General features: G+C 72.1%; 25 protein-coding genes. 9 read left to right on the top strand and 16 right to left on the bottom strand.

Translation table 11 applies throughout. The features are described 5' to 3' along the window. The first annotated feature begins 72 nt into the window (after positions 1-72). A complete protein-coding gene (locus ACIQCZ_RS04885; protein ID WP_402279774.1) occupies positions 73-1,206 on the top strand; it encodes an Mrp/NBP35 family ATP-binding protein in 1,134 nt (377 codons plus the stop codon). Between the two features lie 61 nt (positions 1,207-1,267). Here ACIQCZ_RS04885 and ACIQCZ_RS04880 read toward each other — a convergent pair whose 3' ends face one another. The 5 genes from ACIQCZ_RS04880 to sigE all read right to left on the bottom strand — a co-directional run bounded on the left by ACIQCZ_RS04880 (position 1,268) and on the right by sigE (position 6,234). Then, complete coding sequence (locus tag ACIQCZ_RS04880; protein ID WP_402279772.1) at positions 1,268-1,927, bottom strand: hypothetical protein; 660 nt, start codon at positions 1,925-1,927, stop codon at positions 1,268-1,270. 118 nt (positions 1,928-2,045) lie between these two features. Then, positions 2,046-2,540: a sec-independent translocase gene (locus ACIQCZ_RS04875; RefSeq protein ID WP_402279771.1), complete on the bottom strand. Its 495-nt coding sequence runs from the start codon at positions 2,538-2,540 to the stop codon at positions 2,046-2,048. 99 nt (positions 2,541-2,639) lie between these two features. Further along, positions 2,640-4,349, bottom strand: a complete 1,710-nt coding sequence (locus tag ACIQCZ_RS04870) for a trypsin-like peptidase domain-containing protein (protein WP_402279769.1) — start codon at positions 4,347-4,349, stop codon at positions 2,640-2,642. A gap of 110 nt (positions 4,350-4,459) precedes the next feature. Further along, positions 4,460-5,476: a zf-HC2 domain-containing protein gene (locus ACIQCZ_RS04865; protein WP_402279768.1), complete on the bottom strand. Its 1,017-nt coding sequence runs from the start codon at positions 5,474-5,476 to the stop codon at positions 4,460-4,462. Further along, a complete protein-coding gene (gene sigE / locus ACIQCZ_RS04860; protein ID WP_402279766.1) occupies positions 5,473-6,234 on the bottom strand; it encodes an RNA polymerase sigma factor SigE in 762 nt (253 codons plus the stop codon). Before sigE ends, ACIQCZ_RS04865 begins: the two co-directional genes overlap by 4 nt. A gap of 181 nt (positions 6,235-6,415) precedes the next feature. Between sigE and ACIQCZ_RS04855 the strand changes: the two genes are divergently transcribed. After that, positions 6,416-7,081: an O-methyltransferase gene (locus ACIQCZ_RS04855; RefSeq protein ID WP_402279764.1), complete on the top strand. Its 666-nt coding sequence runs from the start codon at positions 6,416-6,418 to the stop codon at positions 7,079-7,081. Positions 7,082-7,279: 198 nt separating this feature from the next. Here the strand turns inward: ACIQCZ_RS04855 and ACIQCZ_RS04850 are convergent, their stop codons facing one another. After that, positions 7,280-7,447 (bottom strand): DUF3117 domain-containing protein, encoded by a 168-nt coding sequence (locus ACIQCZ_RS04850; protein ID WP_003966491.1) that lies wholly within the window; start codon positions 7,445-7,447, stop codon positions 7,280-7,282. 313 nt (positions 7,448-7,760) lie between these two features. Between ACIQCZ_RS04850 and ACIQCZ_RS04845 the strand changes: the two genes are divergently transcribed. Further along, positions 7,761-8,573, top strand: coding sequence for an enoyl-CoA hydratase/isomerase family protein (locus ACIQCZ_RS04845; protein ID WP_402279762.1), 813 nt, complete (start codon positions 7,761-7,763; stop codon positions 8,571-8,573). A gap of 31 nt (positions 8,574-8,604) precedes the next feature. Here the strand turns inward: ACIQCZ_RS04845 and ACIQCZ_RS04840 are convergent, their stop codons facing one another. Both ACIQCZ_RS04840 and ACIQCZ_RS04835 read right to left on the bottom strand, forming a co-directional pair. Then, positions 8,605-9,192, bottom strand: a complete 588-nt coding sequence (locus tag ACIQCZ_RS04840) for a DNA-3-methyladenine glycosylase I (protein ID WP_402279760.1) — start codon at positions 9,190-9,192, stop codon at positions 8,605-8,607. Continuing rightward, positions 9,189-9,674: a DivIVA domain-containing protein gene (locus ACIQCZ_RS04835; RefSeq protein ID WP_402279759.1), complete on the bottom strand. Its 486-nt coding sequence runs from the start codon at positions 9,672-9,674 to the stop codon at positions 9,189-9,191. Before ACIQCZ_RS04835 ends, ACIQCZ_RS04840 begins: the two co-directional genes overlap by 4 nt. Before the next feature lie 316 nt (positions 9,675-9,990). Here ACIQCZ_RS04835 and folP point away from each other — a divergent pair, with 316 nt between their 5' ends. After that, positions 9,991-10,863 (top strand): dihydropteroate synthase, encoded by an 873-nt coding sequence (folP, locus tag ACIQCZ_RS04830; protein WP_351075575.1) that lies wholly within the window; start codon positions 9,991-9,993, stop codon positions 10,861-10,863. A 464-nt stretch (positions 10,864-11,327) separates the two neighbouring features. On the opposite strand, the gene ACIQCZ_RS04825 is transcribed toward folP, so the two are convergent. Beyond that, positions 11,328-12,077: a TIGR00730 family Rossman fold protein gene (locus tag ACIQCZ_RS04825; protein WP_402279757.1), complete on the bottom strand. Its 750-nt coding sequence runs from the start codon at positions 12,075-12,077 to the stop codon at positions 11,328-11,330. A gap of 100 nt (positions 12,078-12,177) precedes the next feature. Beyond that, the gene (gene dapE, locus ACIQCZ_RS04820; RefSeq protein ID WP_402279755.1) at positions 12,178-13,257 is read right to left on the bottom strand and encodes a succinyl-diaminopimelate desuccinylase; all 1,080 of its coding nucleotides are present in this window, start codon (positions 13,255-13,257) and stop codon (positions 12,178-12,180) included. Positions 13,258-13,351: 94 nt separating this feature from the next. Here dapE and ACIQCZ_RS04815 point away from each other — a divergent pair, with 94 nt between their 5' ends. Both ACIQCZ_RS04815 and ACIQCZ_RS04810 read left to right on the top strand, forming a co-directional pair. Beyond that, positions 13,352-14,302, top strand: coding sequence for a hypothetical protein (locus ACIQCZ_RS04815; RefSeq protein WP_402279753.1), 951 nt, complete (start codon positions 13,352-13,354; stop codon positions 14,300-14,302). Positions 14,303-14,585: 283 nt separating this feature from the next. Then, positions 14,586-14,984 carry an ATP-binding protein gene (locus ACIQCZ_RS04810; protein ID WP_402279752.1) on the top strand — a complete coding sequence of 133 codons (399 nt, stop codon included), beginning with the start codon at positions 14,586-14,588 and terminating at the stop codon, positions 14,982-14,984. An 80-nt stretch (positions 14,985-15,064) separates the two neighbouring features. Here the strand turns inward: ACIQCZ_RS04810 and dapC are convergent, their stop codons facing one another. Together dapC and fdxA are read right to left on the bottom strand one after the other, a co-directional pair. Further along, entirely contained in the window at positions 15,065-16,159 is a 1,095-nt protein-coding gene (gene dapC, locus ACIQCZ_RS04805; protein ID WP_402279751.1) for a succinyldiaminopimelate transaminase, read from the bottom strand. A 297-nt stretch (positions 16,160-16,456) separates the two neighbouring features. Further along, positions 16,457-16,777 (bottom strand): ferredoxin, encoded by a 321-nt coding sequence (fdxA, locus tag ACIQCZ_RS04800; RefSeq protein ID WP_018956287.1) that lies wholly within the window; start codon positions 16,775-16,777, stop codon positions 16,457-16,459. Between the two features lie 117 nt (positions 16,778-16,894). Between fdxA and ACIQCZ_RS04795 the strand changes: the two genes are divergently transcribed. Both ACIQCZ_RS04795 and ACIQCZ_RS04790 read left to right on the top strand, forming a co-directional pair. Continuing rightward, complete coding sequence (locus ACIQCZ_RS04795; protein ID WP_402279749.1) at positions 16,895-17,896, top strand: GNAT family N-acetyltransferase; 1,002 nt, start codon at positions 16,895-16,897, stop codon at positions 17,894-17,896. A 16-nt stretch (positions 17,897-17,912) separates the two neighbouring features. Then, positions 17,913-18,743 carry a tetratricopeptide repeat protein gene (locus tag ACIQCZ_RS04790; RefSeq protein ID WP_402279747.1) on the top strand — a complete coding sequence of 277 codons (831 nt, stop codon included), beginning with the start codon at positions 17,913-17,915 and terminating at the stop codon, positions 18,741-18,743. Between the two features lie 117 nt (positions 18,744-18,860). Here the strand turns inward: ACIQCZ_RS04790 and ACIQCZ_RS04785 are convergent, their stop codons facing one another. The 3 genes from ACIQCZ_RS04785 to ACIQCZ_RS04775 form a co-directional block, all read right to left on the bottom strand. Further along, entirely contained in the window at positions 18,861-21,188 is a 2,328-nt protein-coding gene (locus tag ACIQCZ_RS04785) for a HelD family protein (RefSeq protein WP_402279746.1), read from the bottom strand. A 202-nt stretch (positions 21,189-21,390) separates the two neighbouring features. Next, complete coding sequence (locus ACIQCZ_RS04780) at positions 21,391-23,493, bottom strand: GTP-binding protein (RefSeq protein WP_402279745.1); 2,103 nt, start codon at positions 23,491-23,493, stop codon at positions 21,391-21,393. A gap of 143 nt (positions 23,494-23,636) precedes the next feature. Beyond that, the gene (locus tag ACIQCZ_RS04775; RefSeq protein ID WP_402279743.1) at positions 23,637-24,809 is read right to left on the bottom strand and encodes a LacI family DNA-binding transcriptional regulator; all 1,173 of its coding nucleotides are present in this window, start codon (positions 24,807-24,809) and stop codon (positions 23,637-23,639) included. 155 nt (positions 24,810-24,964) lie between these two features. Between ACIQCZ_RS04775 and ACIQCZ_RS04770 the strand changes: the two genes are divergently transcribed. Continuing rightward, a complete protein-coding gene (locus ACIQCZ_RS04770; protein WP_402280223.1) occupies positions 24,965-25,537 on the top strand; it encodes a sugar O-acetyltransferase in 573 nt (190 codons plus the stop codon). 367 nt (positions 25,538-25,904) lie between these two features. On the opposite strand, the gene ACIQCZ_RS04765 is transcribed toward ACIQCZ_RS04770, so the two are convergent. After that, on the bottom strand, positions 25,905-26,874 hold a 970-nt coding region (locus ACIQCZ_RS04765; protein WP_402279741.1), incomplete at its 5' end, for a hypothetical protein.

Raw genomic sequence — 26,874 nt, 5'->3', positions numbered from 1 at the left:
GAGCGCCGCCCGCTCTCCCGCCGCCCGCACCACCCTTTCAAGGAGTGGCGCGCGCACCCGTACTATCAAGGTATGGCTACGGAAGACGCGGTGCTTGAGGCACTGGCGACAGTGAACGACCCGGAGATCCACCGCCCGATCACCGAACTCGGCATGGTGAAGTCGGTCGAGATCGGTGCTGACGGTGTGGTCGCTGTCACGGTCTATCTCACGGTCTCAGGCTGTCCGATGCGCGGGACGATCACCAAGAGCGTGACCGACGCGGTGGCGAAGGTCGAAGGCGTCACCCGCGTCGACGTCACGCTCGACGTGATGAGCGATGAACAGCGCAAGGAACTCGCGTCCTCGCTCCGCGGCGGTACGGCGGAGCGCGAGGTGCCGTTCGCCAAGCCCGGCTCGCTGACCCGGGTCTACGCGGTCGCGTCCGGCAAGGGCGGCGTCGGCAAGTCGTCGGTCACGGTGAACCTGGCGGCCGCGATGGCGGCCGACGGTCTCAAGGTCGGTGTCGTGGACGCGGACATCTACGGGCACAGCGTGCCCCGGATGCTCGGTGCGGACGGCAAGCCGACCCAGGTCGAGAACATGATCATGCCGCCGTCGGCGCACGGCGTGAAGGTCATCTCCATCGGCATGTTCACCCCGGGCAACGCCCCGGTGGTGTGGCGCGGACCGATGCTGCACCGGGCACTCCAGCAGTTCCTCGCCGATGTGTACTGGGGCGACCTGGACGTCCTGCTGCTCGACCTGCCGCCGGGCACCGGTGACATCGCGATCTCGGTGGCGCAGCTCGTGCCGAACGCCGAGATCCTGGTCGTCACGACCCCGCAGCAGGCGGCGGCCGAGGTGGCCGAGCGGGCCGGTTCGATCGCCGTGCAGACGCACCAGAAGATCGTCGGCGTCGTCGAGAACATGTCGGGGCTGCCCTGCCCGCACTGCGACGAGATGGTCGACGTGTTCGGCACCGGCGGTGGCCGGAAGGTCGCCGAGGGGCTGACGAGGACGACCGGCGCGGAGGTGCCGGTGCTCGGCTCCATCCCGATCGACGTACGGCTGCGCGAGGGCGGCGACGAGGGCAAGCCGGTCGTCCTGTCCGACCCCGACTCCCCGGCCGGCAAGGCGCTCCGCACCATCGCGGACAAGCTGGGAGGCCGTCAGCGCGGCCTGTCCGGCATGTCGCTGGGGATCACCCCGCGCAACAAGTTCTGAGCCGCGCAGCGGGCTGCGAGGGGCGGCCGACCCGGACCGGTCACCGCCCCACCGCCCGGCCCTACGCGTACGCCGTGATGTCGCCGATCACCGAGAATCCCAGCCCGTACGCGCTCATCCCCCGCCCGTACGCCCCGATGTGCACCCCGCCGCGCGCCGACCCCGCGAGCACCCAGCCGAACTCGGACTCGCGGTAGTGGAACGGCACGGGGACGCCGTCCACCGGCAGCGACAGCACCGACCACGCGGGGCCGTCCAGATCGTCGGCGAGCTCGAACGCCGTCTCCGTCTGCTGGTCCAGCCAGTCGTCACGCAGCGAGTGATCCATCTGCGGAGGCCATGTGCAGGCCAGCAGACCGGACCCGGCCAGCCAGGCCGCGGAGGAGACCGTGGTCGCGTCCAGCACCCCCGTACCGTCCCCGCTGTGCCGCACCGGGCTGCTGGCCACCGTCACGACGACGGCGAATCGTTGCCTCTCGGCACCCCCCTCGGCCCGTACCGACGGCTCGTCACCGTGCCCGACGGAGCCGTGCTGCACCGTGCCGTCCGCGGCGGTGCCCACCTGCATCAGCCGACGCGGGCCGGTGAATGCCTCGTCCAGTGCGTACCAGGGAAACGGAGCAGCCAGAAATCCGTCGACAGTACGCCGGGCCGCCGGCTTCCCCTCCGCGGTGGCTGTGTCCGGCGCGCCTTCCGCGCCCACCCGACTGGTCGTCTCCATCTGCCCGGCCGCCTCCTCGATCCCTGAGGTCCGGAGCGGCCCGCCCCCCACGGGCGTCCTCACAACCGGACAGATGGAGAATAGCCATACCGTCCGGACGAGTCGGGATTGACCGCGGTCAGGTGGCGTCGGCGTCGAACGGCGGGCGGTCGTCCTTCGCGGGCTGTTCACGCTTCTTGAGCAGGTCCGGAGTCCCGGCGGAGCCGTTGGCGGCGGTGCTCGCCGAGCTCGCCGAGCCGCTCGACACGCCGCTGCGGGAGTCCGCGGACTCCACGGCGGCGCTTTCCCTGCCGTTCACCGCGTCGGTGACCTCTGCCAGGTCCTTGCGCAGGTCGAAGCTCTCGCGGATCTCCTTCAGCCCCAGGTCGTCGCCGCCGTCCATGAGCTGCTTGCGGACGAACGTCTTGGGGTTGAGGTCCTCGAACTCGAAGTCCTTGAACTCCGGGCCGAGCTCCGTACGGATGTCCTCCTTGGCGCTCTCGGAGAACTCGCGGATCTTACGGATGAAGCGCGAGGCGTCCTGGATGACCTTGGGCAGCTTGTCCGGGCCGAAGATCAGTACGCCCAGGACCGCGAGCGTCACCAGCTCCAGTGGGCCTATGTCATTGAACACCCTGTTGCTCCTCGTGTTCTCCGCGACCAGGTCGGTTGTGGTCCGGACCCGGCCCACGGTACCGGTCGAAACTACCCGCGCGGTAGCGTCCCGTGGCCGTCACGTGCCGGTTGCGGAGCCGAGCGTCAAAGAGATGGACAGGTCTTTACCACCACGGGTCAAGGTGAGGTCCAGACGGTCGCCGGGCCGGTGGGCGCGGATCTTCACGATCAGCTCCTCGCCGCTGTGCACCCGCTGGCCGTCGACCGCGGTGATGACGTCCCCCGGCTTGATCCCGGCTCTGGCCCCGGGCCCGTCGGGCGCCACCGCGGACTTGCCCGCAGCGCCCTTCGCGCCGACCTTGGCACCGTCGCCGGTGTACTTCATGTCCAATGTGACGCCGATCACCGGGTGGGTGGCCTTTCCGGTGTTGATCAGCTCCTCGGCGACGCGCTTGCCCTGGTTGATCGGAATGGCGAAGCCGAGACCGATGGACCCGGCCTGCCCGCCCTCGGTGCTCGATCCGTTGTCGGCGGCGCGGATGGCGCTGTTGATGCCTATGACATGGGCGTCGGTGTCGACGAGCGGGCCCCCGGAGTTGCCCGGGTTGATCGGGGCATCGGTCTGCAGCGCGTCGACATAGCTGATGTCGCTGCCGTCGCCCTTCTCGCCGCCCGCGGTGATCGGCCGGTCCTTGGCGCTGATGATGCCGGAGGTCACCGTGTTGGACAGGTCGAAGGGGGCACCGATGGCCACCACCGGGTCACCGACCTGCACATTGTCGGAGTTGCCCAGCGGCAGCGGCTTGAGGCCGGAGACGCCGGTGACCTTGACGACGGCGAGGTCGTAGCCGCTGTCCTTGCCGACGACCTCGGCGCGCGCGGTCTCACCGCCGCTGAACGTCACGGTGATCTCGCCGGAGGACCCGGCGGGGGCGACGACATGGTTGTTGGTGAGGATGTGGCCGCGGTTGTCGAGAACGAATCCGGTGCCGGTGCCGGACTCGGTCGTGCCGCTGACGTGGAGGGTCACCACGCTGGGCAGGGCGCTGGCGGCGATGCCCGCGACGCTGTCGGGGGCGCGGCCGCCGCTGTTCCGGCCGGCCTGCGGGAGCTCGACCCGGGTGAGACCGCCGTTGCGCTCGATGTAGGAGCCGATGCCGCCGCCGATGCCGCCGGCCACCAGCGCGAGCAGCACCGCACCGATGAGGAGGGAACCGCGGCGGCTCTTCTTCCGGCCGTTGCCTGCCCCGAGCGGCGGACCCGGATCGGTCAGCGGCTGCCGGGGCGCACCCCAGGGGTCGTACTGGAGCCACTGCGTCGACTGGGGCTGCTGGGGCTGGAGCACGGGCTGCGCACCCAATGGGTGCTGCGCCGGTGAGTGCTGCGGCGGGGGTGTGAAACCCGGGGCCGCGGTGCCGGCGTCGGGGACGCCCGCCCCGTTCGTCGCGGCGTACTGCGGGGGTACGGGGGTGCCGTGCGCCGGGGTCGGGACCGGTCGCTGCACGGGCGGTGCGGGCGCCCAGGGGCCGGGTCCGCCGTACGGCGGGGTGCTGTACTCATCGGGCTCGTGCAGGGGCGCGGGCCGCGCGGCCGGTACGGATGCCACGGGCTCCACCGCCGGGGGCCGCACCACCGGTTCGGCCGCCGGCGGCTGGAGCGGCGCGTCGGGCGCGGCCGCCCGTGTCCCGCCCGCCGGGTCCGTCACATCAGCCGTGGGCAACGCGTCCTCGACGGGGGACGGCTCGTCCGGCGCTGTGCGGGCGGTACGTCCCGGCGCGGGCCGGCTCCACCACTTCGCCTTCGACCCGGTGGACTTCCCGTCTTCCATGCTCTCCCCGCAACTGCCGCGACTGGCCTCTGCACGCCCCGGAAAGGGCGTGCCTCCCGGAATTCCTCCCGGAATTCAACCAGGTTTGCGAAGGTCTGCGCAGACCTTGGTCAGCGCCGGGAGGAAAGCGGTAGTCCGCGATCGGCGGGGGTGGGGAGAGCGGAGGCCGACGGAGGCGTCCAGGACGGCTGCACGGAGGGCGACGGGGGTGACGGGGTCGGCGGGGCGAGTGTTCCGAGCACTCGGGCGAAGAGCGGGGAGGTGCCGGTCGGACGTATCAGCGGTGGCGCGGACATATTGGTCAGGACCGGAACCGCGAAGGTGCTCTCCGTGAGGTTTCCGGAAGTGAGCAGCGCGGGGCCGGCGGAGAGCGCGGCCGGTGTGGCCTCCGGCACGGGCGGCGGTCCGGCGGCGGCGATCGAGCGGTCGCCCGCCTCCGTCGCGGCGAGCGTGCTCTGGCCACCACCGCCGCGACGGCTCGCGGGGCCGGTGTTCTCACCTCGGGAAGCCGTGTCGAGCGGGGTCACCGTGTTTCCGGTGCCCGCGGCCCGCATCGGGGTGCTGGAACCCGCGCCCGTCTGCAGGGCTCCGCCCAGCGCGATGGCCGCCAGCGACACGGCGCCGGCGGCTGCGAAGGCGAATCTCCGGCCGCGCCACGGCGAACGGTCCCCCTCGCGGCCCACCTCATGGATCCGGAAGCCCGGACGGGAGGAACCACCCGGCAGTACGGCGGTCGATCCGTGCGGATCCGGGAGGAAGCCGAAACCGCCCAGGGGCGAATCACCCGGCGACTCCGTGCGGCTGCCGGGCGGCTGGATCACGGGGAAGAGCCCGTCGGCGAAGCGCCCGGAGCCGAATGGTCTTCCCTGGCGGTCGTCGTCACCCCCCGGTCCCCCGGGAAGGCCCTGCAGCCGGGCGAGGAACCCCTCGGACGGCGAAGGCGGGGCGGACTGAGCGAAGACGCTCTTCAGGCGCCGCTGGGCGGCAGCCTCGGCCTTGCACTTGGCACAGGTCGCGAGATGCGCGAGCACGCGCTCGCGGGCGTCATGTTTCAGTTCGCCGTCGACAAGCGCGGCGAGTCGGTCCCCCAGGTGCTGCTCCGCAGGGGTCGGACTTGTGCCACTCACGCCGTTCCGCCCTCCCCTGCCAGGATCGCGCCCGCCAGCGAGCGCTGCTCGGCACGGGCCTCGGGCGAACGGTGCCGCAGCGCCTTGCGCAGGTGCGAGCGACCGCGGTGGATGCGGCTGCGCACGGTACCGAGCTTCACGCCCAGCGTCGCGGCGATCTCCTCGTACGAGAGGCCCTCGATGTCACAGAGCACGACGGCGGCACGGAATTCGGGCGCGAGGGTGTCCAGCGCCTGCTGGACGTCCGCGTCGAAGTGGGTGTCGTTGAAGACCTGCTGCGGGGACGGCTCACGGCTCGGCAGCCGCTCGGCGGCGTCGTCGCCGAGGGAGTCGAAGCGGATCCGCTGCTTACGGCGGACCATGTCCAGGAACAGATTGGTCGTGATGCGGTGCAGCCAGCCCTCGAAGGTGCCCGGCGTATAGGTCGACAGCGACCTGAACACGCGGACGAAGACCTCCTGGGTGAGATCCTCCGCGTCGTGCTGATTGCCCGTCAGCCTGTAGGCAAGGCGGTAGACACGGCCGCTGTGCGTGCTGACGATCTCTTCCCATGAGGGTGGCGTCCACGCCTGGGAATCCGCATCCGAGGCGAACGTCGCGGTCGTTGCGGAGTCGTTGGAAGAACGGTCAGCAATGTTGGTCACGGATTTCGGCTCACCCGCCGACCTGAGGAAGCGCCGTAGCACTCCTCCCCGATCCACAGGCGCAGCCGCACCTCCCCTATCGGCTCTGGTGGTGTCCAGTGGAGTCCCTACCATAGCCACCTCGCCCGTTAGCTCCGGATAAGCCTTTTTCCTGCTGGGGCCGGGGATCGCCCCGGGTACCGTCGGCCCATGGCTCCGGACCCGATCCGCGGGCCGATTCCATGCGCTTTCCCCTGCTCCTGCACAACGCCTGGTCCCATCAGCGGGTTCCCGGGTGCAGCGGATACAGTCACCGTTGCGCCAACTACGGGGACAGGAGAGGGTCATTACCGCCAACCGGCAGACGAGCTGGGCGTTCGCCGACGCCTTTGTCGCCGAGGACGAAGCATTGCGCTGGGCCAGGGACCGGGCCCGGGAGGCAGGGCTTCGCTCGGTGTCGCCAGGTACCGGCGCCGCGCTGCGCTTGCTCGCTGCCACGACGGACGCCAAAGCGGTGGCCGAGATCGGCACCGGGACGGGCGTGTCCGGACTCTATCTGCTGCACGGCATGCGGCCCGACGGGGTGCTGACCACGGTCGATCCGGAGCCCGAGCGCCAGCAGTTCGCCCGTCAGGCGTTCCGGGCCGCGGGGTTCGCCACCAACCGGGCCCGCTTCATTCCCGGCCGCGCCCTGGACGTACTGCCACGGCTCGCGGACGGCGGGTACGACCTGGTGTTCTGCGACGGCGACCGGCTGGAGAGCCTCGACTGTCTCGCTGAATCGTTGCGCCTGCTCCGGCCGGGCGGCCTGGTCTGTTTCGAGGGCGTGTTCGCCGACGGCCGTACGGTCGATTCCGCGGCACAGCCGGCGGAGGTGCTGCGGCTGCGGGAGTTGCTGCGCGCGGTGCGGGAGAGCCAGGAGCTGATGGCGACACTGCTGCCGGTGGGGGACGGGCTGCTGTGCGCGGTGCGGCGGGGCTGAGGCGATGGCGGCGCGGAGCGGGGCACGGCCCCCGTCCCGTGCCCGGGGCGTCCGGGCGCGTCCTCCGTCGCCGGACCGGTCCGCTCGCGCCGCGATGGTTCCGACCGCCGGACGGGCCCTGCCACGTCGGGCGTGAACGCATCACTGCCCCGGCACGGACACCGTGCCGGGGCAGTGATGAAGTGTGGGCGCCTCTGCTCAGCCGACGACCTTCTTGAGGGCGTCGCCGAGTGCATCGGCCTCGTCCGGGGTCAGCTCCACGACAAGCCGACCGCCGCCTTCGAGCGGAACGCGCATGACAATGCCCCGCCCCTCCTTTGTCACCTCGAGCGGGCCGTCGCCCGTCCGCGGCTTCATGGCCGCCATGCTCGTTCCCCTTCCTGAAACCAGCTCATCGCAACCGGCGGCCCCATGACAGGCGCTGTGTCACCGGCATCGAACACATTGCTTCCAGGCCATTATCCCGCATCACAGACCCCGATGACCAACATCGGTCTGCATCGCTTGAGCAACGCGCTTTCTCAAAACCACCCAATTCGGCGATCCAGCTGCGATACTCCGTCCCCTTCACCCCTCCATCGGGGCGCAATTGTTAGACGCAGGTCACATGTTCGCTCGCGCCCGAGTCGGCCATGCTTGCGTGGACAGGCATTGCCCGAGGCGCAGAGGGGACAGCGAAATGGCCGACCGGATGGCGGACAGCGTGCTCTACGAGGTGGGCGAGGGGCTCGCGACGATCACGATCAACCGTCCCGACGCGATGAACGCCATGAACACCGCGGCCAAGGTGGCGCTCCGTGACGCGCTGCGGTCCGCGGCCGCCGACCCCGACGTTCGGGCCGTTCTGCTCACCGCGACGGGGCGTGCCTTCTGTGTCGGCCAGGACCTGAAGGAGCACATCGGCAAGCTCGACGAAGCCCGCGAGTCCGGCGGCGGCAATGCGCTGAGCACCGTGCAGGAGCACTACAACCCGATCGTGCGGGCCATCACCGGGATGCCCAAGCCGGTGGTCGCCGGGGTGAACGGTGTCGCGGCCGGGGCCGGTTTCGGGTTCGCGCTCGCCTGCGACTACCGGGTGGTCGCCGACACCGCCTCGTTCAACACGTCCTTCGCCGGGGTGGCCCTCACCGCCGACTCGGGCGTCTCCTGGACGCTGCCCCGGCTGATCGGACAGAGCCGCGCCGCGGACCTGCTGTTCTTCCCGCGCTCGATCTCCGCGAAGGAAGCCCACGAGCTGGGCATCGTCAACAAGCTGGTGCCCGCCGCCGAGCTGGCCGCCGAGGCGACGGCCGTGGCGCGCGCCCTGGCGTCCGGTCCCACGGTGGCGTACGCCTCGCTCAAGGAGTCCCTGGCCCACGGCACCACTCACACGCTGAGCGAGGCGCTGGAGAAGGAGGACGAGCTCCAGACGAGGGCGGGCGCCTCCGAGGACCACGCGACCGCGGTACGGGCGTTCCTGAACAAGGAGAAGCCGAAGTACCTCGGCCGGTAGCCACGGGGGCCGGTCCGGCCCCGGACGAGTCCTACGCCCCGGCTCCGCGCGCCACGCAGTCGGCCAGGTGGTCGTCGACCAGGCCGCAGGCCTGCATCAGGGCGTAGGCCGTCGTGGGTCCGACGAAGCGCAGGCCGCGCTTCTTGAGGTCCTTGGCCAGCGCCGTGGACTCCGGGGTGACAGCGGGCACGTCTTCGACGGTGCGCGGGGCCGGGCGGGCGGCCGGATCGGGGGCGTGGGACCAGATCAGCTCGTCCAGCTCACCGGCGCGCCAGTCGGCCAGCACCTTGGCGTTGGCAAGGGTCGCCTCGATCTTCGCCCGGTTGCGGATGATCCCGGCGTCGGCGAGGAGCCGCTCCTTGTCGGCGTCGGTGAACTCCGCCACCGCGGCGATCTTGAACCCCGCGAAGGCGGAGCGGAAGCCCTCCCGGCGACGCAGGATCGTCAGCCAGGAAAGACCGGACTGGAACGCCTCCAGACAGAGCCGTTCGAACAGGGCGTCGTCACCGTGGACGGGGCGGCCCCATTCGGTGTCGTGATACGTGAGGTAGTCCTCGGTGGAGAGCCCCCACGGGCAGCGCAGGCCGCCGTCCGGGGCCGCTTCCGGGCCGCCGCTCATCGCCGGGGCTCCTCTCCGTGCTCGTCGGGCCGTCGGGCGTCCTGCCCCGGATCCCGCCCCGGGTCCTGCCGAGGCTGCCGGAGGGGGGCTTCCCACGGTGCTCGCTCACGGTCCTCCGGTGGCTCCCACGCCGGCTGTGGCCGGCCCTCCGGCCGTTTGAGCAGATCCGGGCCGCCGACCGCGGTCGCCTGCGCCCCGGCCAGTGCCGACTCCAGCTCCGCGATCCGCGCGTCCCGCTCGGCAAGCTCCGCACCGAGCCGGTCGAGTGCCTCGTCGACATCCGTCATGCGGTAACCGCGCAAGGCCACCGGCAACCGCAGAGCCTCGACGTCCGCGCGGCCCACCGGTCGCGTCGCGGGCAACGGGTCGGTCAGTTGCTCGGGCGCCACGTCCTGCAGGACGGCGCTCTTCCCTCCGCCGACCACCGCGAGGGTGACCGCGGCCACGACCACCACCATCGCCAGCAGCAAGAACCAGAACACGCGCATCTCCCCGGGAGCGGAAACCTGTCCGGGTCCGATCGTGCCATGCGGTACTGACAGCCACGGCCTCCCGGGGGACAGGCAGTGGATCGCGAGCGACGTCGCGCGGCTCGGACGGCGGGCGGAGGAGGGAGCCGGATGGGGTCTCCCCTGCTCGAACGCAGCTGAGAGCTCGGGGAAGGAACGTCGGCGACCGACGCCAACGCCGGAGGCGGAGGCGGAGGTCCCGGACGCCGCGACGCCGCTGCCGATCGTGGGCGGGGCCGTTAGGGTCGCAGGCGACCCATGGGGCGATCTACCAGAGGAGAAACACGGGATGCGAAGCGGTGCGCTCAGGCTGGGCCGACGTGAATTCGGTGCGCACGAGCCGGTGATCATGGCGATCGTGAACCGTACCCCGGACTCCTTCTACGACCAGGGCGCGACGTTCCGGGACGAGCCGGCGCTCGCCCGGGTCGAGCAGGCCGTCGCGGACGGCGCGGCGATCGTCGACATCGGGGGCGTGAAGGCGGGCCCCGGCGAAGAGGTGACCGCCGAGGAGGAGGCCCGTCGCACGGTGGGGTTCGTCGCCGAGGTGCGGCGCCGCCACCCGGACGTCGTGATCAGTGTCGACACCTGGCGCCACGACGTCGGCGAGGCGGTCTGCGAGGCCGGGGCGGATGTGCTGAACGACGCGTGGGGAGGCGTCGACCCGAAGCTCGCGGAGGTCGCCGCGCGGTACGGCGCCGGTCTGGTGTGCACGCACGCGGGCGGCGCCGAGCCGCGGACCCGGCCGCACCGGATCGCCTACGACGACGTGATGGCGGACATCCTGCGGGTGACGGTGGGACTGGCCGAGCGGGCGGTCGAGCTGGGCGTGCGGCCGGACGGCATCATGATCGACCCCGGTCATGACTTCGGGAAGAACACCCGGCACTCGCTGGAGGCGACGCGTCGGCTCGGCGAGATGACCGAGACCGGGTGGCCGGTCCTCGTCTCGCTGTCCAACAAGGACTTCGTCGGCGAGACGCTCGACCGGCCGGTGAAGGAACGGGTGATCGGGACACTGGCGACGACGGCCGTCTCCGCATGGCTGGGGGCACAGGTGTACCGGGTGCACGAGGTGGCGGAGACGCGGCAGGTGCTGGACATGGTGGCCTCCATCGCGGGGCACCGGGAACCGGCGGTCGCCCGGCGAGGGCTCGCCTGACGGCCTCGCCCGTGATGGGCAGTGGGAGAAGGAGCGGCGTCCGGGGCCTTCGGATCCGAGGCGGAGGAGGGAGTCGGATGGGGTCTTTCCTGCTCGAACGCAGCCGAGAGCTCGGGGAAGGAGCGTCGGCGACCGACGACAACGCCGGAGGGGGAGGCCCCGGGCACCGCGACGCCGCTGCCGATCGTGGGCGAGACCGTAAGGGCTGTCCCGTAACCCCTGGCGGGCGCGCGCTGCTCCACCAGGGATGACGGGACACCCCTCAGCCGGGACGCGGGGCGGCGGTACAGCGCGGGCGGCCGCCCGGAGAGGGCCGGCACCCGCACCCCTGCCCGTGACCGGGAGGCCGCCGGGCAGGACGACGAAGCCCCGGGCGTACTTCACGACCACCGTCTTGCGGACGAAGAAGCAGCGGAAGTCGACCCCGATGCCGACGTGCGGGTTGATCGCCGCGGAGGCCCGGACTACCGGCCGACCTCCTTCGTCACGAGGTCGACCGCCTCCTCCACGTCGTCCGTGACGTGGAACAGCAGCAGGTCGTGCTCGGACGCCTTGCCCTGCGCCACCACCGTGTCCCGCAGCCAGTCCACCAGCCCGCTCCAGTACGCCGTGCCGAACAGCACGATCGGGAAGCGGGTGACCTTGCCCGTCTGGACGAGGGTGAGGGCCTCGAAGAGCTCGTCCAGCGTGCCGAGGCCGCCGGGCAGGACGACGAAGCCCTGGGCGTACTTCACGAACATCGTCTTGCGGACGAAGAAGTAGCGGAAGTTGACCCCGATGTCGACGTGCGGGTTGAGACCCGACTCGAAGGGCAGCTCGATGCCGAGCCCGACCGAGACGCCCTTCGCCTCACGCGCCCCCTTGTTCGCCGCCTCCATGGCCCCGGGCCCGCCCCCGGTGATCACCGCGAAGCCGGCTTCCACCAGGGCCTTGCCGATGCGTACTCCCGCCTCGTAGTCCGGCCCGCCGGCCTTGCTGCGGGCCGAGCCGAAGACGCTGATGGCGCTCGGCAGCTCGGCGAGGGCGCCGAATCCCTCGACGAACTCCGACTGGATGCGCATCACCCGCCATGGGTCGGTGTGCACCCACTCGGAGTCGCCCTCGGTGTCCAGCAGCCGCTGATCGGTGGTGCCGGGCTGTACCTGTTCCCTGCGGCGCAGTACCGGTCCGAGCCGCTGCTCCTCGGGGACGTGCGCTCCCTCGGGGTTGCCCATGATCCGCTCCCTCCGACGACGATCGACGGCCACCGGCGGTGACCATCCGTGTCAGGTCAGGGTAGATCCACGGAGGTTACGGACAGGCGAATGCCGTGGGTCAGCCGGTGAGCCAGGCGCGGAGCCGCTCCTCGCAGTGGGTGATCCGTTCGACCACCACGTGCTCGTCGCGCTTGTGCGCGAAGAGCGGGTCGCCGGGGCCGTAGTTCACCGCCGGGACGCCGAGAGAGCCGAAACGGGAGACGTCGGTCCAGCCGAACTTGGGCCGGGCGGTACCGCCGACCGCCGCCATGAACGCCTCGGCCGCCGGGTGGGAGAGGCCGGGCATGGCCGCTCCCGAGTGGTCGTCGACGGTGAATTCGACGACGCCGCAGTCCGCGAAGACCTCGTGGACGTGGGCCAGCGCCTCCTCGGCGGTGCGGTCGGGGGCGTACCGGTAGTTCACGACGACGGTGCAGGCATCGGGGATGACGTTGTTGGCGACGCCGCCCTCGATCCGGACCGCGTTCAGGCCCTCGTGGTACTCCAGCCCGTCGATGACCGGGCGGCGCGGTTCGTACGCGGCGAGCCGGGCCAGGACCGGAGCGGCGGCGTGGATGGCGTTGGAGCCCATCCAGCCGCGCGCGGAGTGGGCCCGCTCCCCCTCCATGCGCAGGAAGACCCGCAGGGTGCCCTGGCAGCCGCCCTCGACCTCGGCGTCGGAGCCCTCCAACAGGACCGCGAAGTCGCCCGCCAGCCAGTCGGGGTGGGCGTCGGCGATGTGGCCGAGCCCGTTGAGGTGCGCGGCGACCTCCTCGTTGTCGTAGAAGACGAAGGTGAGGTCGCGGTTGGGTTCGGGCACGGTCGCGGCGATCCGCAGCTGGACGGCGACGCCCGACTTCATGTCGGAGGTGCCGCAGCCCCACAGCACGCCGTCGTCGTCGAGCCGCGACGGGACGTTGTCGGCGATCGGCACGGTGTCGATGTGCCCGGCGAGCACGACCCGCTCGGCCCGGCCCAGGTTCGTCCGGGCCACGACGTTGTTGCCGTGCCGGTCGACGGTCAGATGCGGCAGGGTGCTCAGCGCCGATTCGATCGCGTCGGCGAGCTCCTTCTCCTGGCCGCTGACCGAGGGGAAGTCGACGAGCCGGGCGGTCAGCGCCGGGCCGTCCAGGGTGAGGTCAAGCGTGCTTTCGGGCATGAACCGACCCTAATGGAAGGGGAACGGACCGGCGGGAACGGGCCGGAGGGACGGGGCCCTCGGCCCCTGCGGAGCACTCCAGTACGGTGGCCCCGTGCCCCGGACCGTCTCCCCCACCCGCCGACACACCAGCCGCAGCCGCCTCTCCCGTATCGCGGCCGCTTTCGTCGTGCTCGCCGCCCTCGGCGGCTATCTGACCGTGCAGTACATATCCGGCACCATGGTCCTCGAAGGGTGCACCGTGGAATCCGCCGACGGTTCGGCCGGCAAGGGCCGCACCTACCGGATGAGCCCGGAGCAGGCCTCGAACGCCGCGACGATCTCCGCGGTCGGCACCTCGCGCGGGATGCCGGAGCGAGCGGTGACGATCGCGCTGGCGACCGCGTTGCAGGAGTCCGGGCTGCGCAACATCGAGCACGGCGACCGGGATTCGCTGGGCCTGTTCCAGCAGCGCCCCTCGCAGGGCTGGGGCACCGGGAAGCAGATCCTCGACCCGGTCTACTCCTCGGGGGAGTTCTACCGGCATCTGGCCGAGGTCCCCGGCTATTCGCGGCTGCCGCTGACGGTCGCCGCGCAGCGGGTCCAGCGCAGCGGCTACCCGCAGGCGTACGCGAAGCACGAGCCGGACGCGGCCTTGCTGGCGGCGGCGCTGACCGGCCGCACCCCCGCCGCGCTGAACTGCGCGCCGCCGCGGGCCACGGCCGCGACGGCCGATGCGGCCAAGGTGCGGGCGGAGCTGGTACGCGCGTTCGGCAAGGACGTGCTCCCCGCGCAGGCACCGTCGACGAAGGACGGGAAGGGCGCGGCCGGTACGGCGGCGACGAGCACGGTCTCGGTGCCGGTGCGGGCGTCCCGCGCCTCGGGGACGAAGGACCCGGCGCGGCGCGGCTGGGAGCTCGCGCACTGGGCGGTCGCACAGTCCGAGGCGCTCCGCCTGGACGAGGTCGCGTACGCGGGCCGGGTGTGGGAGGCCGGGTCGGGCTGGCGGACGGACCGTACGGAATCGGGCACCGACGAGGTCCGCATACGGCTCGCACACCAGTAGGGGCGTTCCCCCTCAGGCGTCGTCCGGACGCTCCGGGACGGCCCGTCGCCCGGCGCCCTCACCGCCCCTCCCCCACCCCCGGATTCTCTTGAGGACAAAGGGAAGCGACGGTTCATCGGGCCGTTCGGGAATGCGGCGTCTGCCCCGATTCATCCGTTGCGGATTATGTGACGCATTGCCGACTCTTTGCCTCGCCCCACCGCAACCTCCCCCACCCTTTCGACGGTTGTCATTGCGTCCGGTCAACGGACCGACCGATTCCTCATCCCGTCGAAGGAGCATCATGTCCCTCCCCCTGACCCGCCGGATCGCCCGTGCCGCGCTGCTGATCGCCGCGGGTGCGGCCCCCGTGGTCGGTGCGGCCGGATCCGCAGGTGCCGCGGCGCTCCCGCAGACCCCGGAGCTCGGCGGTCTGACCACCGTCGACGGCGCCGGCCTCGGCAAGACGGTCGACGGCACGTCCCAGCAGGGCACCAAGGCGGCGGGCGAGACCGGCGGCAAGATCGTCGGTACGACCCTCCCGGCCGCGGGCAAGACCGTCGGCAAGGCCGGCTCCCAGGCGGCCCCCGCCGTCCAGAACGCCACCGGGGGTGCGGCGGGCAGCGCCGGCGAGGTCCTCGGCGGCGCCACCGGTGCCGCGACCCGGGGCGGTCTGCCCACGAACGGCCTGCCGGTCGGCTGACCCGATCCGTCGGCACGACATCCGCGCGGGGCCCCGGGAGTGCGCACTCCCGGGGCCCCGCGCGGATGATCGCCGGACTGTCAGGCCAGCCGCTTGACCGCGGCGGCCACCCGCTCGTCCGTCGCGGTGAACGCCACGCGTACGAAGCGGTCACCGGCCGGCCCGTAGAAGTCGCCGGGCGCCACCAGAATGCCGAGTTCCGCGAGGTACGCCACGGTCTCCCAGCACGGCTCGTCCCGGGTCGCCCACAGGTAGAGGCTCGCCTCGCTGTGCTCGACGCGGAAGCCGTGGGCCTCCAGCGCCGTGCGCAGGGCCGCGCGCCGCTCCGCGTACCGGGTCCGCTGCTCGGCGACGTGCTCGTCGTCGCCGAGCGCCACGACCGTCGCCGCCTGGACCGGGGCCGGCGTCATCATTCCGCCGTGCTTGCGGATCAGCAGGAGCTCGCCGAGCACGGCCGCGTCCCCCGCGATGAAGGCCGCGCGGTACCCGGCCAGGTTGGACCGCTTGGAGAGCGAGTGGACGGCGACGATGCCCTCGTACGTGCCACCGCAGACGTCGGGGTGCAGTACGGAGACGGGTTCGGCCTCCCAGCCCAGTTCCAGGTAGCACTCGTCGCTGAAGACCAGCACGTCGTGCTCGCGTGCCCAGGCGACGATCCGGGTCAGCTCGTCCTTGGCCAGGACGCGGCCGGTCGGGTTGGACGGCGAGTTGAGCCAGAGCAGCTTCAGGCCGGCCGGGTCGAGCTCGGTCGGGTCGTCGTAGACCACGGGCTCGGCGCCGCAGAGCCGGGCACCCACCTCGTACGTCGGGTAGGCCAGGCGCGGATACGCCACCTTGTCGCCCGCGCCGAGACCGAGCTGGGTCGGCAGCCAGGCCACCAGCTCCTTGGAGCCGACGACCGGCAGGACGTTCTCGTGCCCCACGGAGACCGCGCCGAGCCGCCGCTCCACCCAGCCCGTGATCGCGTCACGCAGTTCGGCGGTCCCCCACACCGTCGGATAGCCGGGGCTGTCCGCCGCGGCGACGAGCGCCCGCCGGATCAGCTCGGGCACCGGGTCGACGGGCGTGCCGACGGAGAGGTCCACGATGCCGTCCGGGTGGGCGGCGGCCGTCGACTTGTAGGGCGCGAGCTTGTCCCAGGGGAAGACCGGGAGACGGGAGGAGACTGCGGACACGGATCTCTGCTTTCTCGTACGGGGGGTTACGGCCTGGTGCACGATGGCGAGCGGGCTCCCGGCGTCATGCGGCTCGCCTCCGGCGTTGTCGTCGGTCGACGACGCTCCGCGTCGCCTCCCTCCGCCTCGGATCCGAAGCCGCGTGAGGCCGCTCGCCGAAGCCGCGTGATGCCGCTCGCCGATCCGCTCTCCATCGTGCACCAGACCGTTGCTCGGGCCGCTCGGCCGTGGAAACGCCTCGGTCCCGCACGGTGACGAGCCGTACGGGACCGGGGCGACCCACGCGCCTGCCGCTGACTACTGGTTCTGCGGCGGCAGCGCGGCGATGAACGCGTGGTCGCGTTCGATCAGGCCCAGCTTGGAGGCACCACCGGGCGACCCGAGGTCGTCGAAGAACTCGACGTTCGCCTTGTAGTAGTCCTTCCACTCCTCCGGGGTGTCGTCCTCGTAGAAGATCGCCTCGACCGGGCACACCGGCTCACAGGCTCCACAGTCGACGCATTCGTCCGGGTGGATGTACAAGGACCGCTGGCCCTCGTAGATGCAGTCGACGGGGCACTCTTCGATGCAGGCCTTGTCCTTCACGTCGACACAAGGCTGCGCGATGACGTAGGTCACGCTGTCGTTCCTCCTCGGTAGGGCGTTGGCTCTCGCGCGGGAGCGCGGCGTCGTCGATGCCCGCCCCTAGTATCTCCGTTCCCGGGCACGAACCGAACAGGAGGGGCTGAGAGAGCTGTGGAATTCACCATCGGCGGACAACTCGAAGTCCGAATTACACCGGCTGACGTGGGCAAACGTGTATCAGTCCGGCGCGTGACCGAGCGTGGCCCGCAGGGAATGAAGTTCACCGACACGGTTGGCGTTCTCACATCATGGGACAGTGGTGTGCTGTCGATCACAACGAAGAGCGGTGACTCCGTCCGTATCACGGAATCGACGCTGGTGGCGGGCAAGGTCGTACCCGCGGCGCCGGCCCGGCGGCGCGGCCCCGCGGCCTCCTTCGACGAACTCGCGCGGGTCTGTGCCCGCGCCTGGCCGCCGGTGGAGAGCGAGCCGCTGGGCGACTGGCGGCTGCGCGCCGCGAAGGGGTTCACCCGGCGCGCCAACTCCGTCCTGCCGCTCGGCGATCCGGGCATACCGCTCGACGAGGCACTCGGGCGCGTCCGGCGGTGGTACGAGGAGCGCGGTCTGCCCGCGTACATCCAGACCGCGACCGGCGCCGAAGGCACCCAGGAGCGGCTCTGCGCGGAGCTGGAGGAGCGCGGATGGCGGCGCGAGGTGACGGCGGAGGTACGGATCGCCGCGGCGGCGCCGATCGGTGATCTGGACGCCGATGTGTCGGGGGTACGGCTGAGCCGGGATCTCGACGAGGCGTGGCTCTCCCGCTATCAGCGCTTCGAGACACCGGGAGCGCACGTCCTGGAGGTGCTGCGCGGCGGCCCTTCGGTGTGGTTCGCCTCCGTGCCCGGTGACGCCGGGGACGCGGCGCCCGCAGCGATCGGACGGTGCGTGGTGGACGGGCGATGGGCGGGATTCATGGCCGTCGAGGTCGATCCCGCGCAGCGGCGCCGAGGGCTCGCCACCGCCGTGATGACCGCGCTCGCCCGCAAGGCCCTGGACGAGGGCGCGTCGGCTGCGTGGCTGCAGGTGGAGACGGACAACGAGGGGGCGCGGGCGCTCTACGAGGGCATGGGGTTCGCGGTCCATCATCGGTATCACCACTTCCGGCCGGCGTGACGGAGGCAGGCATCCCATGAACCCCGAGAGCGAGGATCCGCGCAGCCGGTTCGCCGAGGAGGCGCGCGCCGAACGGCCGGACCTCGCGTTGCTCTGCCTGCTGCTGGCGGCGGTGGCCGATCCCGCGCTGGACACGCGGGGGATCGACGCGGCGCAGATCGAACTGGACGAACTGGCGGGCCGGCTCCCGTACGGGATGCGGGGCGGCCGCGAGTGGGCCTCGGCCCTGGCGGAACTGCTCGGCGAGCGGTGCGGCTTCGCGGGCTCGTCGGCGGACTACCACCGGCTCGGTTCGTCACTGCTCCACGAGGTGCTGCGGCAGCGGCGCGGGCTGCCGATCCTGCTGTCCGTGGTGTGGATCGAGGTGGCGCGGCGGGCGGGCGCGCCGGTGTACGGGGTGGCGCTGCCCGGTCATTTCGTCGTCGGGTTCGGCGATCCGGCCGAGCGGGTGCTGGCCGACCCCTTCGACGGCGGACGGCCGATGACCGGGCAGGACGCGGAGTTGCTGGTGGCGGGGGCGACCGGGGAACCGCTCGACGAGTCGATGCTGGTGCCCGCGCGGCCGCTGGAGATCGTGCTGCGGATCCTGAACAACATCAGGGCCTGGGCGGCGGCCCGTCCGGAGCGGACGGATGTCGCGCTGTGGGCGGTGGACCTCTCACTGCTGCTTCCCTCGCATCCGGCCCGCCTGCGCTACGAGCGGGCCCAGCTGCTCGTTCAGAGCGGGCAGTTCGCGCGCGGGGCCGCGGAGATGGAGGAGTACGCGGATGTGGTCGAGGGGGTCGAACCCGAGACGGCGGAGGCGATCCGGCAGCGGGCACGGGCGGCACGGGCGTTGCTGAACTGACGGACGCGGGCGGCAGGGTGGCCGCCGGACCGGGGGCGGGGGCGGGAGCACACCGGCCGGTGCCGGACCGGCCGCACCGGCCCGCCGTTCCTCGTCCCCCGCACCCCGTCCCCCGCGTCAGCGCAGTTCCGTCACCGCCTCCGCCAGCACTCCGGGGGCCGGTCCCTCGTGGATGACGCCCAGTCGCCGTGTCGCCCGTGTGAGTGCCACGTACAGGTCGTTCAGGCCCCGTACCGAACGGTCGAGCACGGCCGCGGGGTCGGCCAGCAGCACCACGTCGAACTCCAGTCCCTTCGCCTGCCGCACGCCGAGGACCACGACCCGGTTCTCCAGGTCGGGCTCCTCCCCGTACGCCGCTCCCGGCACCGCGCGCGCCACCGCGGCCCCCAGTTCGTCGCGCCGCGCGTCGGGGACGATCACGGCCAGCCTGCCCTCGTCCAGCGCCGCCGCCTCCTTCGCGGCCAGGTCGGCGAGGGTGCGGACGGTGTCGTCGGTGCGCAGCCGCCAGGGGGCGACGCCCGTCTCCCGCACCGAGCGCGGCGGTTCGAGACCGGGGCCGAGCGCGGCGAGCACATCGGTGGTGGACGCCATGATCTCGGCGGGGGTGCGGTAGTTGACGGTGAGCGATGCCTGCCGCCACCGGTCGCCGACGTGCGGGGCGAGCGCGGACGCCCACGAGGACGCCCCGGCCTCGTCTCCGGTCTGGGCGACGTCGCCGACCAGGGTCATGGAACGGGTCGGGCAGCGCCGCATCAGCAGTCGCCAGGCCATCTGGGAGAGTTCCTGCGCCTCGTCGACGATGATGTGCCCGAAGACCCAGCTCCGGTCGGCGAGGGCCCGCTCGACGACGGTACGGGTGGTGCGTTCCTCGTGGCGCTCGGCGAGGGTCTGCGCGTCGACCGGTCCGGCCGGGCCGCCGTCCTCCTCGTCCTCCCCGTCGGCCGCGGCGAGGTCCAGGACGCCCTGTGCGTACGCGACGCCCTCGGCGCGCTCCTGCGCGGCGGCCGCTTCGGCCGCCCGGTCGTCCCGGCCGAGCAGTTCGGCGGCCTCGTCGAGGAGGGGTACGTCGGCGGCGCTCCAGCCGCCGTCGTCCGGCGCGCGGAACAGCAGCCCCCTCTCCTCGTCGGTGAGTCCGGTCGCGGCCGGGGCGAGGCGCGCCGGCTGTCCGTACAGCTCGGTGAGGAGCTGCTGCGGGGTGAGCGGCGGCCACAGGGCGTCGAGTGCGGCCCGTACGTCGGCGTCGGTGGCGAGCAGGCGCCTCGCGTCCGCGATGTCCTGGGCCTCGGTGCGTTCCCGGGCGGCGGCCGCGTCGTCGTCGAGGAGCCCCGGCAGGGAGTCCAGGTCGGCGCGCACGGCGCGGTCGAGACCGGCTTCCGCGAGCACGTCGGCGACCTCCGCCTCCAGCCGGTCGGCGAGCGCACGGGTGGCCGCCACGGAGCGCCGGGCGAGCTCCGTCACCATCTCGCGCCGGAAGACGGGCGCGGCGAGGTTGTGCGGCAACCGGGTCGCGCGGGCGGTGTCGGCGGCGCGCAGACACTCCTCGTGACCCAGGCGGACCACATCGCCGTCGAACTCGACTTCGAGCGTCGTGCCCGCCGGCACCTGCCGGTCCCGTACCGCCGCCGCGATCACGGCCGCCATCTCCGCACGGCCCTTGAGCTCGGCGGTCTCCGGCTCCTCGGAGCGGTCGGCCCGGACCCCCGGGTACAGCTCTCCGACGGTGGACAGCAGCACGCTGTTCTCACCGAGGCCGGGCAGGACCTGTCCGATGTACCCGATGAAGGTGGGGTTGGGACCGACGACCAGCACACCGCGGGAGGCCAGCTGCTGGTGGGTGTAGAGCAGGTACGCGGCCCGGTGCAGGGCGACCGCGGTCTTGCCGGTGCCGGGCCCGCCCTGGACGACGAGGACCCCGCGGTGGTCGGAACGGATGATCGCGTCCTGCTCGGCCTGGAGGGTGGCGACGATGTCGTGCATGCGGCCGGTGCGCCCGGCGTCGAGGGAGGCCAGCAGGGCCGCCTCGCCGGTCAGTTCGCTGTCCGGCACTCCGTCCCGGTCGAGCACCTCGTCGTCGAGCCGGACGACCCGTCTGCCACGGGTGGTGAGGTGGCGGCGCCTGCGCACCCCGTGCGGGGCCGCGGGCGTGGCGACGTAGAAGGCGCGGGCCGCCGGGGCCCGCCAGTCGAGCAGCAGCGGATCCTCGTCGGCGGACTCCGCGGGCAGCCCGATCCGGCCGATGTAGTGGCATTCCCCGTCGCGCAGGTCGAGCCGCCCGAAGCAGAGACCGTTCTCGGCCGCGTCGTACCGCGCGACCTGCCCTGCGTACCGGGCGGCGGCGGCCTCCCGCTCCAGCCGCCCCTGTCGGGTCCCGCCGGTCTCCCGCAGCACACCGGTCAGCTGCTGCCCGGCGTACGCGCGCAGCGCCTCCACACGGGCGTGAAGCATGTCGAGATGGTTCTGTTCATGTGCGATCTCAACCCTGGACAACGGTCTGCTGACCCCCTGCGGGTGGTGGTGGGCGGCAGCCCAGGGTGCCCTACAACGGGGCGGAACGGGAGCCGCGCAGGTCCGGGCAGGTGCGGGCACGGACGCGGCGGCCGCCGCAGGGCCCGGCACGGACAGCGGACCGTGCCGGGCCGGGCCGGTGTCAATCCCCTCGTGCGGCGATCCTGCGTACCGTCTGCAGCAGGTACTCCTTGCGGTTGAGCGGATTGCGGTCGGTGCGCGGCCGGTCCGGGACCGTACCGACGACGGCCCGGTAGCAGTCGAAGTCGGACTCCAGGACCCCTTCGCCACGCGTCAGGGCCGGAAGCTGCTGTTGCAGCTCATGGATCCGGGCCGCCGGGATCTCCCCCTCCAGCACGCACGCCGCACCCCGCACGGCCGGTGTTGCCGGGACGGCCCGCAGGTGTGCGAGTACGGGCAGGAGCGGGCCGAGCAGGTCCGCGGGGAACTCCAGGCGGAAGCGGTGCATCGGCTCGTACACCGTGGTGCCGGCCTGCTCCAGCGCGCTCATGAGGACCAACGGGGTCAGATTGCGGAAGTCCCCGGCGGTGCTCGACATGCTCTTGTCGAAGACGGCGTGGGAATGGCTCTGCCGGGGCCAGTAGCCGGAATGCGTCATGGTGACGACGCAATCGGTGACCTGCCAGCCGTGGATTCCCTGACGCAGGGTCTCGCCGACGGTCTCCTCCACCGCCCTCATCAGGGAGAACGGCATCGATCCCAGTTCCACCTCCAGCCGGTACTCGATACCGCTGCCGATCGGGGCGGGATCGACGCGAAGGCCGATGGTCGCCAGAAAGGGATTGGGCTCCTGGTCGCCGACCTCGTACGCCGAACCGCTGCCGTTCGGTCGCTCCAGACAGATGGTCGTGGTCTCGCGGAAGGTGACGTCGATTCCGAATTCATCGGCCAGCGTCGCCTGGATGACTTCCTTCTGCACCTCGCCGTAGAGCGAGACGGACACCTCTTTCCGGATGTCGTCCTGACGCAGATTGATCAATGGGTCCTGCTCGGCGAGTTGCGCCAGCGCGAAATGCAGCTCGCCCCTGCTCGCCGGAGGACGGGGGACCACGACCGATTCCAGCGTCGGCGGGGCGAACCAGCGGTCCGGCGTGCTCGTCCCCGGTTCGCCGACCGTATCGCCGATCCGGATGTCACCGAGGCCCCGGAGCTTCGCGATCCGGCCCGCGCCGACCGAGAGCTCCGACACGGCCGCGCCGCGGTCGAAGACACTGATGCCGGTCACTTTCCCCTCGCCGCGCCCGTCGTCCCGCTTCCCTTCGCCCCGCTTTCCCCCGCCTTTCCCGTTTCCCCCGCCCTTCCCGTTTCCTTCGCCCTCTCCGTCGCCGTGCTTCGCTTCGCGTCGGTCGAAGGGCAGCCGGTCGCGGACGCGTACCGTGCCCGAGAACATCCGGACGTACGCGATCTTCTCGCCGCCCGGACCCCGCTCCACCTTGAAGACGGTGCCCGAGACCGGCCCGTCCGCATCGCCCCCGCTCACCGGCAGCAGTTCCTTGATCCCGCTGATCAGGGCGTCCACTCCGGCCCCGGTGATCGCCGAGCCGAAGAACACCGGATGCACCAGCGCCCGCCCGGTCTGCGCCGACAGCGCCTCGCGCAGCCTGCCGTACGGAAGGGCCGCCGCACTCTCGACGTAGGCCGCCAGCAGCGCGTCGTCGTGATCGGCGAGCAGCTCGGTCAGCCGGTCCGTGAAGCCCGCGTCGGCGGCGGTGTACGGCGTGCAGCGGGCGGCCCTGCCACCCGCCCCGTCGACCGATCCCATGGCGACGACGGCCGGGGTCAGCTTCTCGAAGATGCCGCGCAGGACGGATTCCTCCCGCGCACCCCCGCGATCGACCTTGTTGACGAAAATGAGCGTCGGAATGCGCAGGCGGCGCAGCGTCCGCATCAGAACGCGGGTCTGCGCCTGGACGCCCTCCACCGCGGAGACGACCAGCACGGCGCCGTCGAGCACATTCAGCACCCGTTCCACCTCGGCGATGAAATCCGGGTGCCCGGGTGTGTCGATCAGATTGACGGTGATGTCGTCGATGGCGAACGAGACGACCGCGGATTTGATCGTGATGCCGCGTTGCCGTTCCAGGGCCAGGGAATCGGTCTGGGTGTTCCCGTCGTCGACGCTGCCGATCTCGTCGATGACACCGGCGGCGTGGAGCAGCCGCTCGGTCAGGCTCGTCTTACCGGCGTCGACATGCGCCAGAATTCCCAGATTCAGCGTGTGCACGAAACTCCATGTATTCGAAGGCGGTGGCGATTTCCGTCTGAATGAACATGAGAGTTCCGCGCATGATCTTCTCCTCGGCCGGTCGACTGCTGCGGGGAGTACAGCAGGTGTCTCCCCGCACGACAACCGATTTACCGGCGGCTTCACCGTCGGCGGTCGTTCACTTTCGTTTCCGGGGCGGCGGCGGTGCTGGAACGGACGACGAGACGGGTGGGCAGTTCCAGGGCCGCCGCGGCGGGCGTGGCGGACCGCTGCCCGATGCGTTCGAGCAGCAGCCGGGCCGCAGTCTCGCCCTTGCCGTCGGTGGGCTGGTGCACGGTGGTGAGAGGCACGGACGCGGTGGCCGCCGCAGGGCTGTCGTCGTAGCCGAGGACGGACAGGTCGTGGGGGACGGAGAGACCGTGCTCGTGGGCCGCGTGACAGGCGCCGAGCGCGAGACTGTCCGACACGGCGAGGACGGCGGTCGGCCGCGGGCCGTGCCGGGAGAGCAGTCCGCGGACCGCCCGGCGGGCGGCGGCGGGGTCGTTGGTGCCGCATTCGACGACACCGAGGTCCTCCGGCGACAGCCCGCCCTCCGTCCAGGCGTCCCGGTAGCCGGTCAGCCTCTGACGCACCACCGCGCTGGTCACATCGGCCATGGCCCTGGTCCAGGGGAGCGGGCCGATACGGGGCTGGGCGGCGAGGCGGTCGACGAGAATCACGGCGCGGCGGTGTCCGAGGCCGGTCAGGTGACGGGCGGCTGCGTACGCGCCGGCGCGGTCGTCGACCGTGACGAAGCCCGCCCACGCCGCGCCGAAGCGGGCCGCGCCGCTCTCGCGCCCCGGCGAGTCGACGGCCAGCACCGGAAGTCCGCGTTTGGCGAGGACGGCCAGCCCATCGTGGTCCTCCTCCACGCTGTGGAGCAGGGCCGCGTCGATGACGGCCTTCTCCAGCGCGGCGAGCGGAGCCCGCGCGACCTGTTCGAGCGGCGTCTCGACATCCCGGCCGAGCGGTCCGACGGCGGGCGGCAGGGCGAGCAGCGTCATGCCCGTCCCATGCCGGTGGAAGGCGCGGGCGACGCCCTGGAGGAAGGCGGTCATGGCCGGGTCGGCGAAGGCCGTCTCCAGGGGAAGCGGCAGGACGACGCCGATCGTGCCGGTTCGCCCCCGTCGCAGCGAGGCGGCGGCCGGATCGGGCCCCGCGTATCCGACCTGCTCGGCGGCCTCCCGGACGCGGTCGCGCACCTGGGCGGAGAACCTGCCGGTGCCGTTGAAGACGTTGGAGACCGTCATCACCGAGACCCCGGCCGCGCGGGCCACATCCTTCAGCGTCGCCATCGGCGTCCTCTCCGTCCGTCGCGCGTCGCGCGTGTCATGTCCTTGTTGCTTGCTGGTCCACGGGAGCGTATGACACTGTGCTTTATCGATACATCACCGGGTCGGACACGCCACCGAGCAGGAGGAACAAGAACGTGACCAGCCAGAAGGAGCGCATGCTCGCCGGGGAGCCCTACATCGCCGACGACCCCGAGCTGGCCGCCGACGCACTGCGTGCGGCCGTGCTGAGCGAGCGGTTCAACGCCACTTCGGCCGCCGATCCGGAGGGTCGGCGCGCCGCGCTCACCGCGCTGCTGGGAAAGCTGGGCGAGGGTGTGGAGGTCCGGCCTCCGCTGCGGGTGGACTACGGCTCGCAGATCACGATCGGCGCGGGCACCTTCATCAACTTCGGCGCCGTCCTCCTCGACGTGGCACCGATCGTCATCGGCGCCGACGTGCAGATCGGCCCGAACGTCCAGCTCCTCACCCCGACCCACCCGGTCGAGCCCGAGCCCCGCCGGGCGAAGTGGGAGGCGGCACGGCCCATCACCATCGGCGACAACGTGTGGCTCGGCGGCGGGGTCATCGTCTGCCCGGGTGTGACGATCGGTGAGAACACCGTGGTCGGCGCGGGTGCGGTCGTCACCAAGGACCTGCCGGCCGATGTCGTCGCGGTCGGCAATCCGGCCCGCGTCGTGCGGGAGATCCGGGCCGGTCAGGAGTCCGTCCGGGACAGCCCGGCCACCTGACGAACAGCCGACGGGCGGGGCGGGGCATCGCGGCGACCGCCCCGCCCCCGCGCACCACCTCCTCGATCACACCGAGGCGGCCGAGGGCAAGCAGCCCGGCTTTCGGCGTGTCTCCGGCCCGCAAGCACCGCCACGCGGATCGGAGGGTGATCGCCGACGGCACCCCATCGGACGTCACACCTGGGAACCTCACCGTACGCACGGCGAGCGACATCCGAACTCCCCCTGGTCCAGGCGGTGTTCACGCCGATCCGAGCGATCACTCACGGCCGGGAGCGCGGCCGTCCGGCGGTGTCGCCGTGCGAGCAAACGGGTGGCGGGGCACCGCCCAAACCTCGCGCGGCACCGCGTGCAGTCCAACGGGTGATTATCGGCGCTTCGCCACCCGAAGGGCCGAGGGCGTAGCTCCAATGCGGCGCTCCCCGATGGCGCGGACCCGCATTTTGGCTGACGGTGGATCACGTCGCCACTGCTTCACACTGAGTCGACACCCCGTCACTCTTCGCAGTCGCGGCGGAAGGAATGTGTTCAGATGCGCTCTGCCCGCACACTGTTCGCTTCGGCCGCTGTCACAGCGGTCCTCGCCATCACCGGCCCCTCCGCCTACGCCATGGTCACGGCGGCGGACGCAGGGCCCCACAACGGCGCAACGTCCTCGCGCGACGACCACGGACGGGACGAAGGCGGCGACCGCGGCGGAGACCGCGGCGGCCGTGACGAAGGCAGCGACCGCGGCGGAGACCGCGGCGGCCGCGACGAAGGCGGTCGCGGTGGAGACCGCGGCGGCCGTGACGAAGGCGGTCGCGGTGGAGACCGCGGTGGCCGCGACGAAGGCAGGCCCCGCGGTGGCGTCCAAGCCGGTGGCGGCTTCCTGGCCGGCATCATCGCCGGCGACGAGGGCGGTCGTGGCGGCGACCGCGGCGGCCGTGACGAGGGTGGCCGCGGCGGCGACGAGGGCGGCCGCGGCGGCGACCGCGGCGGCGACGAGGGCGGTCGTGGCGGCGACGAGGGCGGCCGCGGCGGCGACCGCGGCGGCCGTGACGAAGGCGGCCGTGGCGGCGACCGTGGCCGCGACGAGGGCAAGCCCCGTGGCGGCGTCCACGCCGGTGGCGGCTTCATGGCCCGGGTCACCACCAGCGACGAAGGCGGCCGCGGCGGCGACGAGGGCGGTCGCGACGACGAGGGCGGCCGTGGCGACGACGAGGGCGGCCGCGGCGGCGACTACGGCGGCGGCCGTGGCGACGACGAGGGCGGCCGCGGCGGCGACCGCGGCGGCCGTGACGAAGGCGGCCGTGGCGGCGACCGTGGCCGCGACGAGGGCAAGCCCCGTGGCGGCG

Source organism: Streptomyces sp. NPDC093149, from assembly GCF_044754145.1.
In the GTDB taxonomy this organism is placed as follows: domain Bacteria; phylum Actinomycetota; class Actinomycetes; order Streptomycetales; family Streptomycetaceae; genus Streptomyces.
Note: the sequence above shows the minus strand (reverse complement) of the source record. Positions and strands in the feature narration are given on the sequence as shown.

Excerpts from the sequence above, each read along its gene's own strand:
- sigE (WP_402279766.1), bottom strand. The coding sequence starts at position 6,234 with ATGGTAGGGACTCCACTGGACACCACCAGAGCCGATAGGGGAGGTGCG.
- ACIQCZ_RS04775 (WP_402279743.1), bottom strand. The coding sequence starts at position 24,809 with ATGGCGACGCTGAAGGATGTGGCCCGCGCGGCCGGGGTCTCGGTGATG.
- ACIQCZ_RS04885 (WP_402279774.1), top strand. The coding sequence starts at position 73 with ATGGCTACGGAAGACGCGGTGCTTGAGGCACTGGCGACAGTGAACGAC.
- ACIQCZ_RS04870 (WP_402279769.1), bottom strand. The coding sequence starts at position 4,349 with ATGGAAGACGGGAAGTCCACCGGGTCGAAGGCGAAGTGGTGGAGCCGG.
- ACIQCZ_RS04840 (WP_402279760.1), bottom strand. The coding sequence starts at position 9,192 with ATGAGCGGCGGCCCGGAAGCGGCCCCGGACGGCGGCCTGCGCTGCCCG.
- ACIQCZ_RS04850 (WP_003966491.1), bottom strand. The coding sequence starts at position 7,447 with ATGGCGGCCATGAAGCCGCGGACGGGCGACGGCCCGCTCGAGGTGACA.
- ACIQCZ_RS04770 (WP_402280223.1), top strand. The coding sequence starts at position 24,965 with ATGCTCGCCGGGGAGCCCTACATCGCCGACGACCCCGAGCTGGCCGCC.
- ACIQCZ_RS04845 (WP_402279762.1), top strand. The coding sequence starts at position 7,761 with ATGGCCGACCGGATGGCGGACAGCGTGCTCTACGAGGTGGGCGAGGGG.
- ACIQCZ_RS04825 (WP_402279757.1), bottom strand. The coding sequence starts at position 12,077 with ATGGGCAACCCCGAGGGAGCGCACGTCCCCGAGGAGCAGCGGCTCGGA.
- folP (WP_351075575.1), top strand. The coding sequence starts at position 9,991 with ATGCGAAGCGGTGCGCTCAGGCTGGGCCGACGTGAATTCGGTGCGCAC.
- ACIQCZ_RS04880 (WP_402279772.1), bottom strand. The coding sequence starts at position 1,927 with ATGGAGACGACCAGTCGGGTGGGCGCGGAAGGCGCGCCGGACACAGCC.
- ACIQCZ_RS04810 (WP_402279752.1), top strand. The coding sequence starts at position 14,586 with ATGTCCCTCCCCCTGACCCGCCGGATCGCCCGTGCCGCGCTGCTGATC.
- ACIQCZ_RS04790 (WP_402279747.1), top strand. The coding sequence starts at position 17,913 with ATGAACCCCGAGAGCGAGGATCCGCGCAGCCGGTTCGCCGAGGAGGCG.
- dapE (WP_402279755.1), bottom strand. The coding sequence starts at position 13,257 with ATGCCCGAAAGCACGCTTGACCTCACCCTGGACGGCCCGGCGCTGACC.
- ACIQCZ_RS04785 (WP_402279746.1), bottom strand. The coding sequence starts at position 21,188 with ATGCTTCACGCCCGTGTGGAGGCGCTGCGCGCGTACGCCGGGCAGCAG.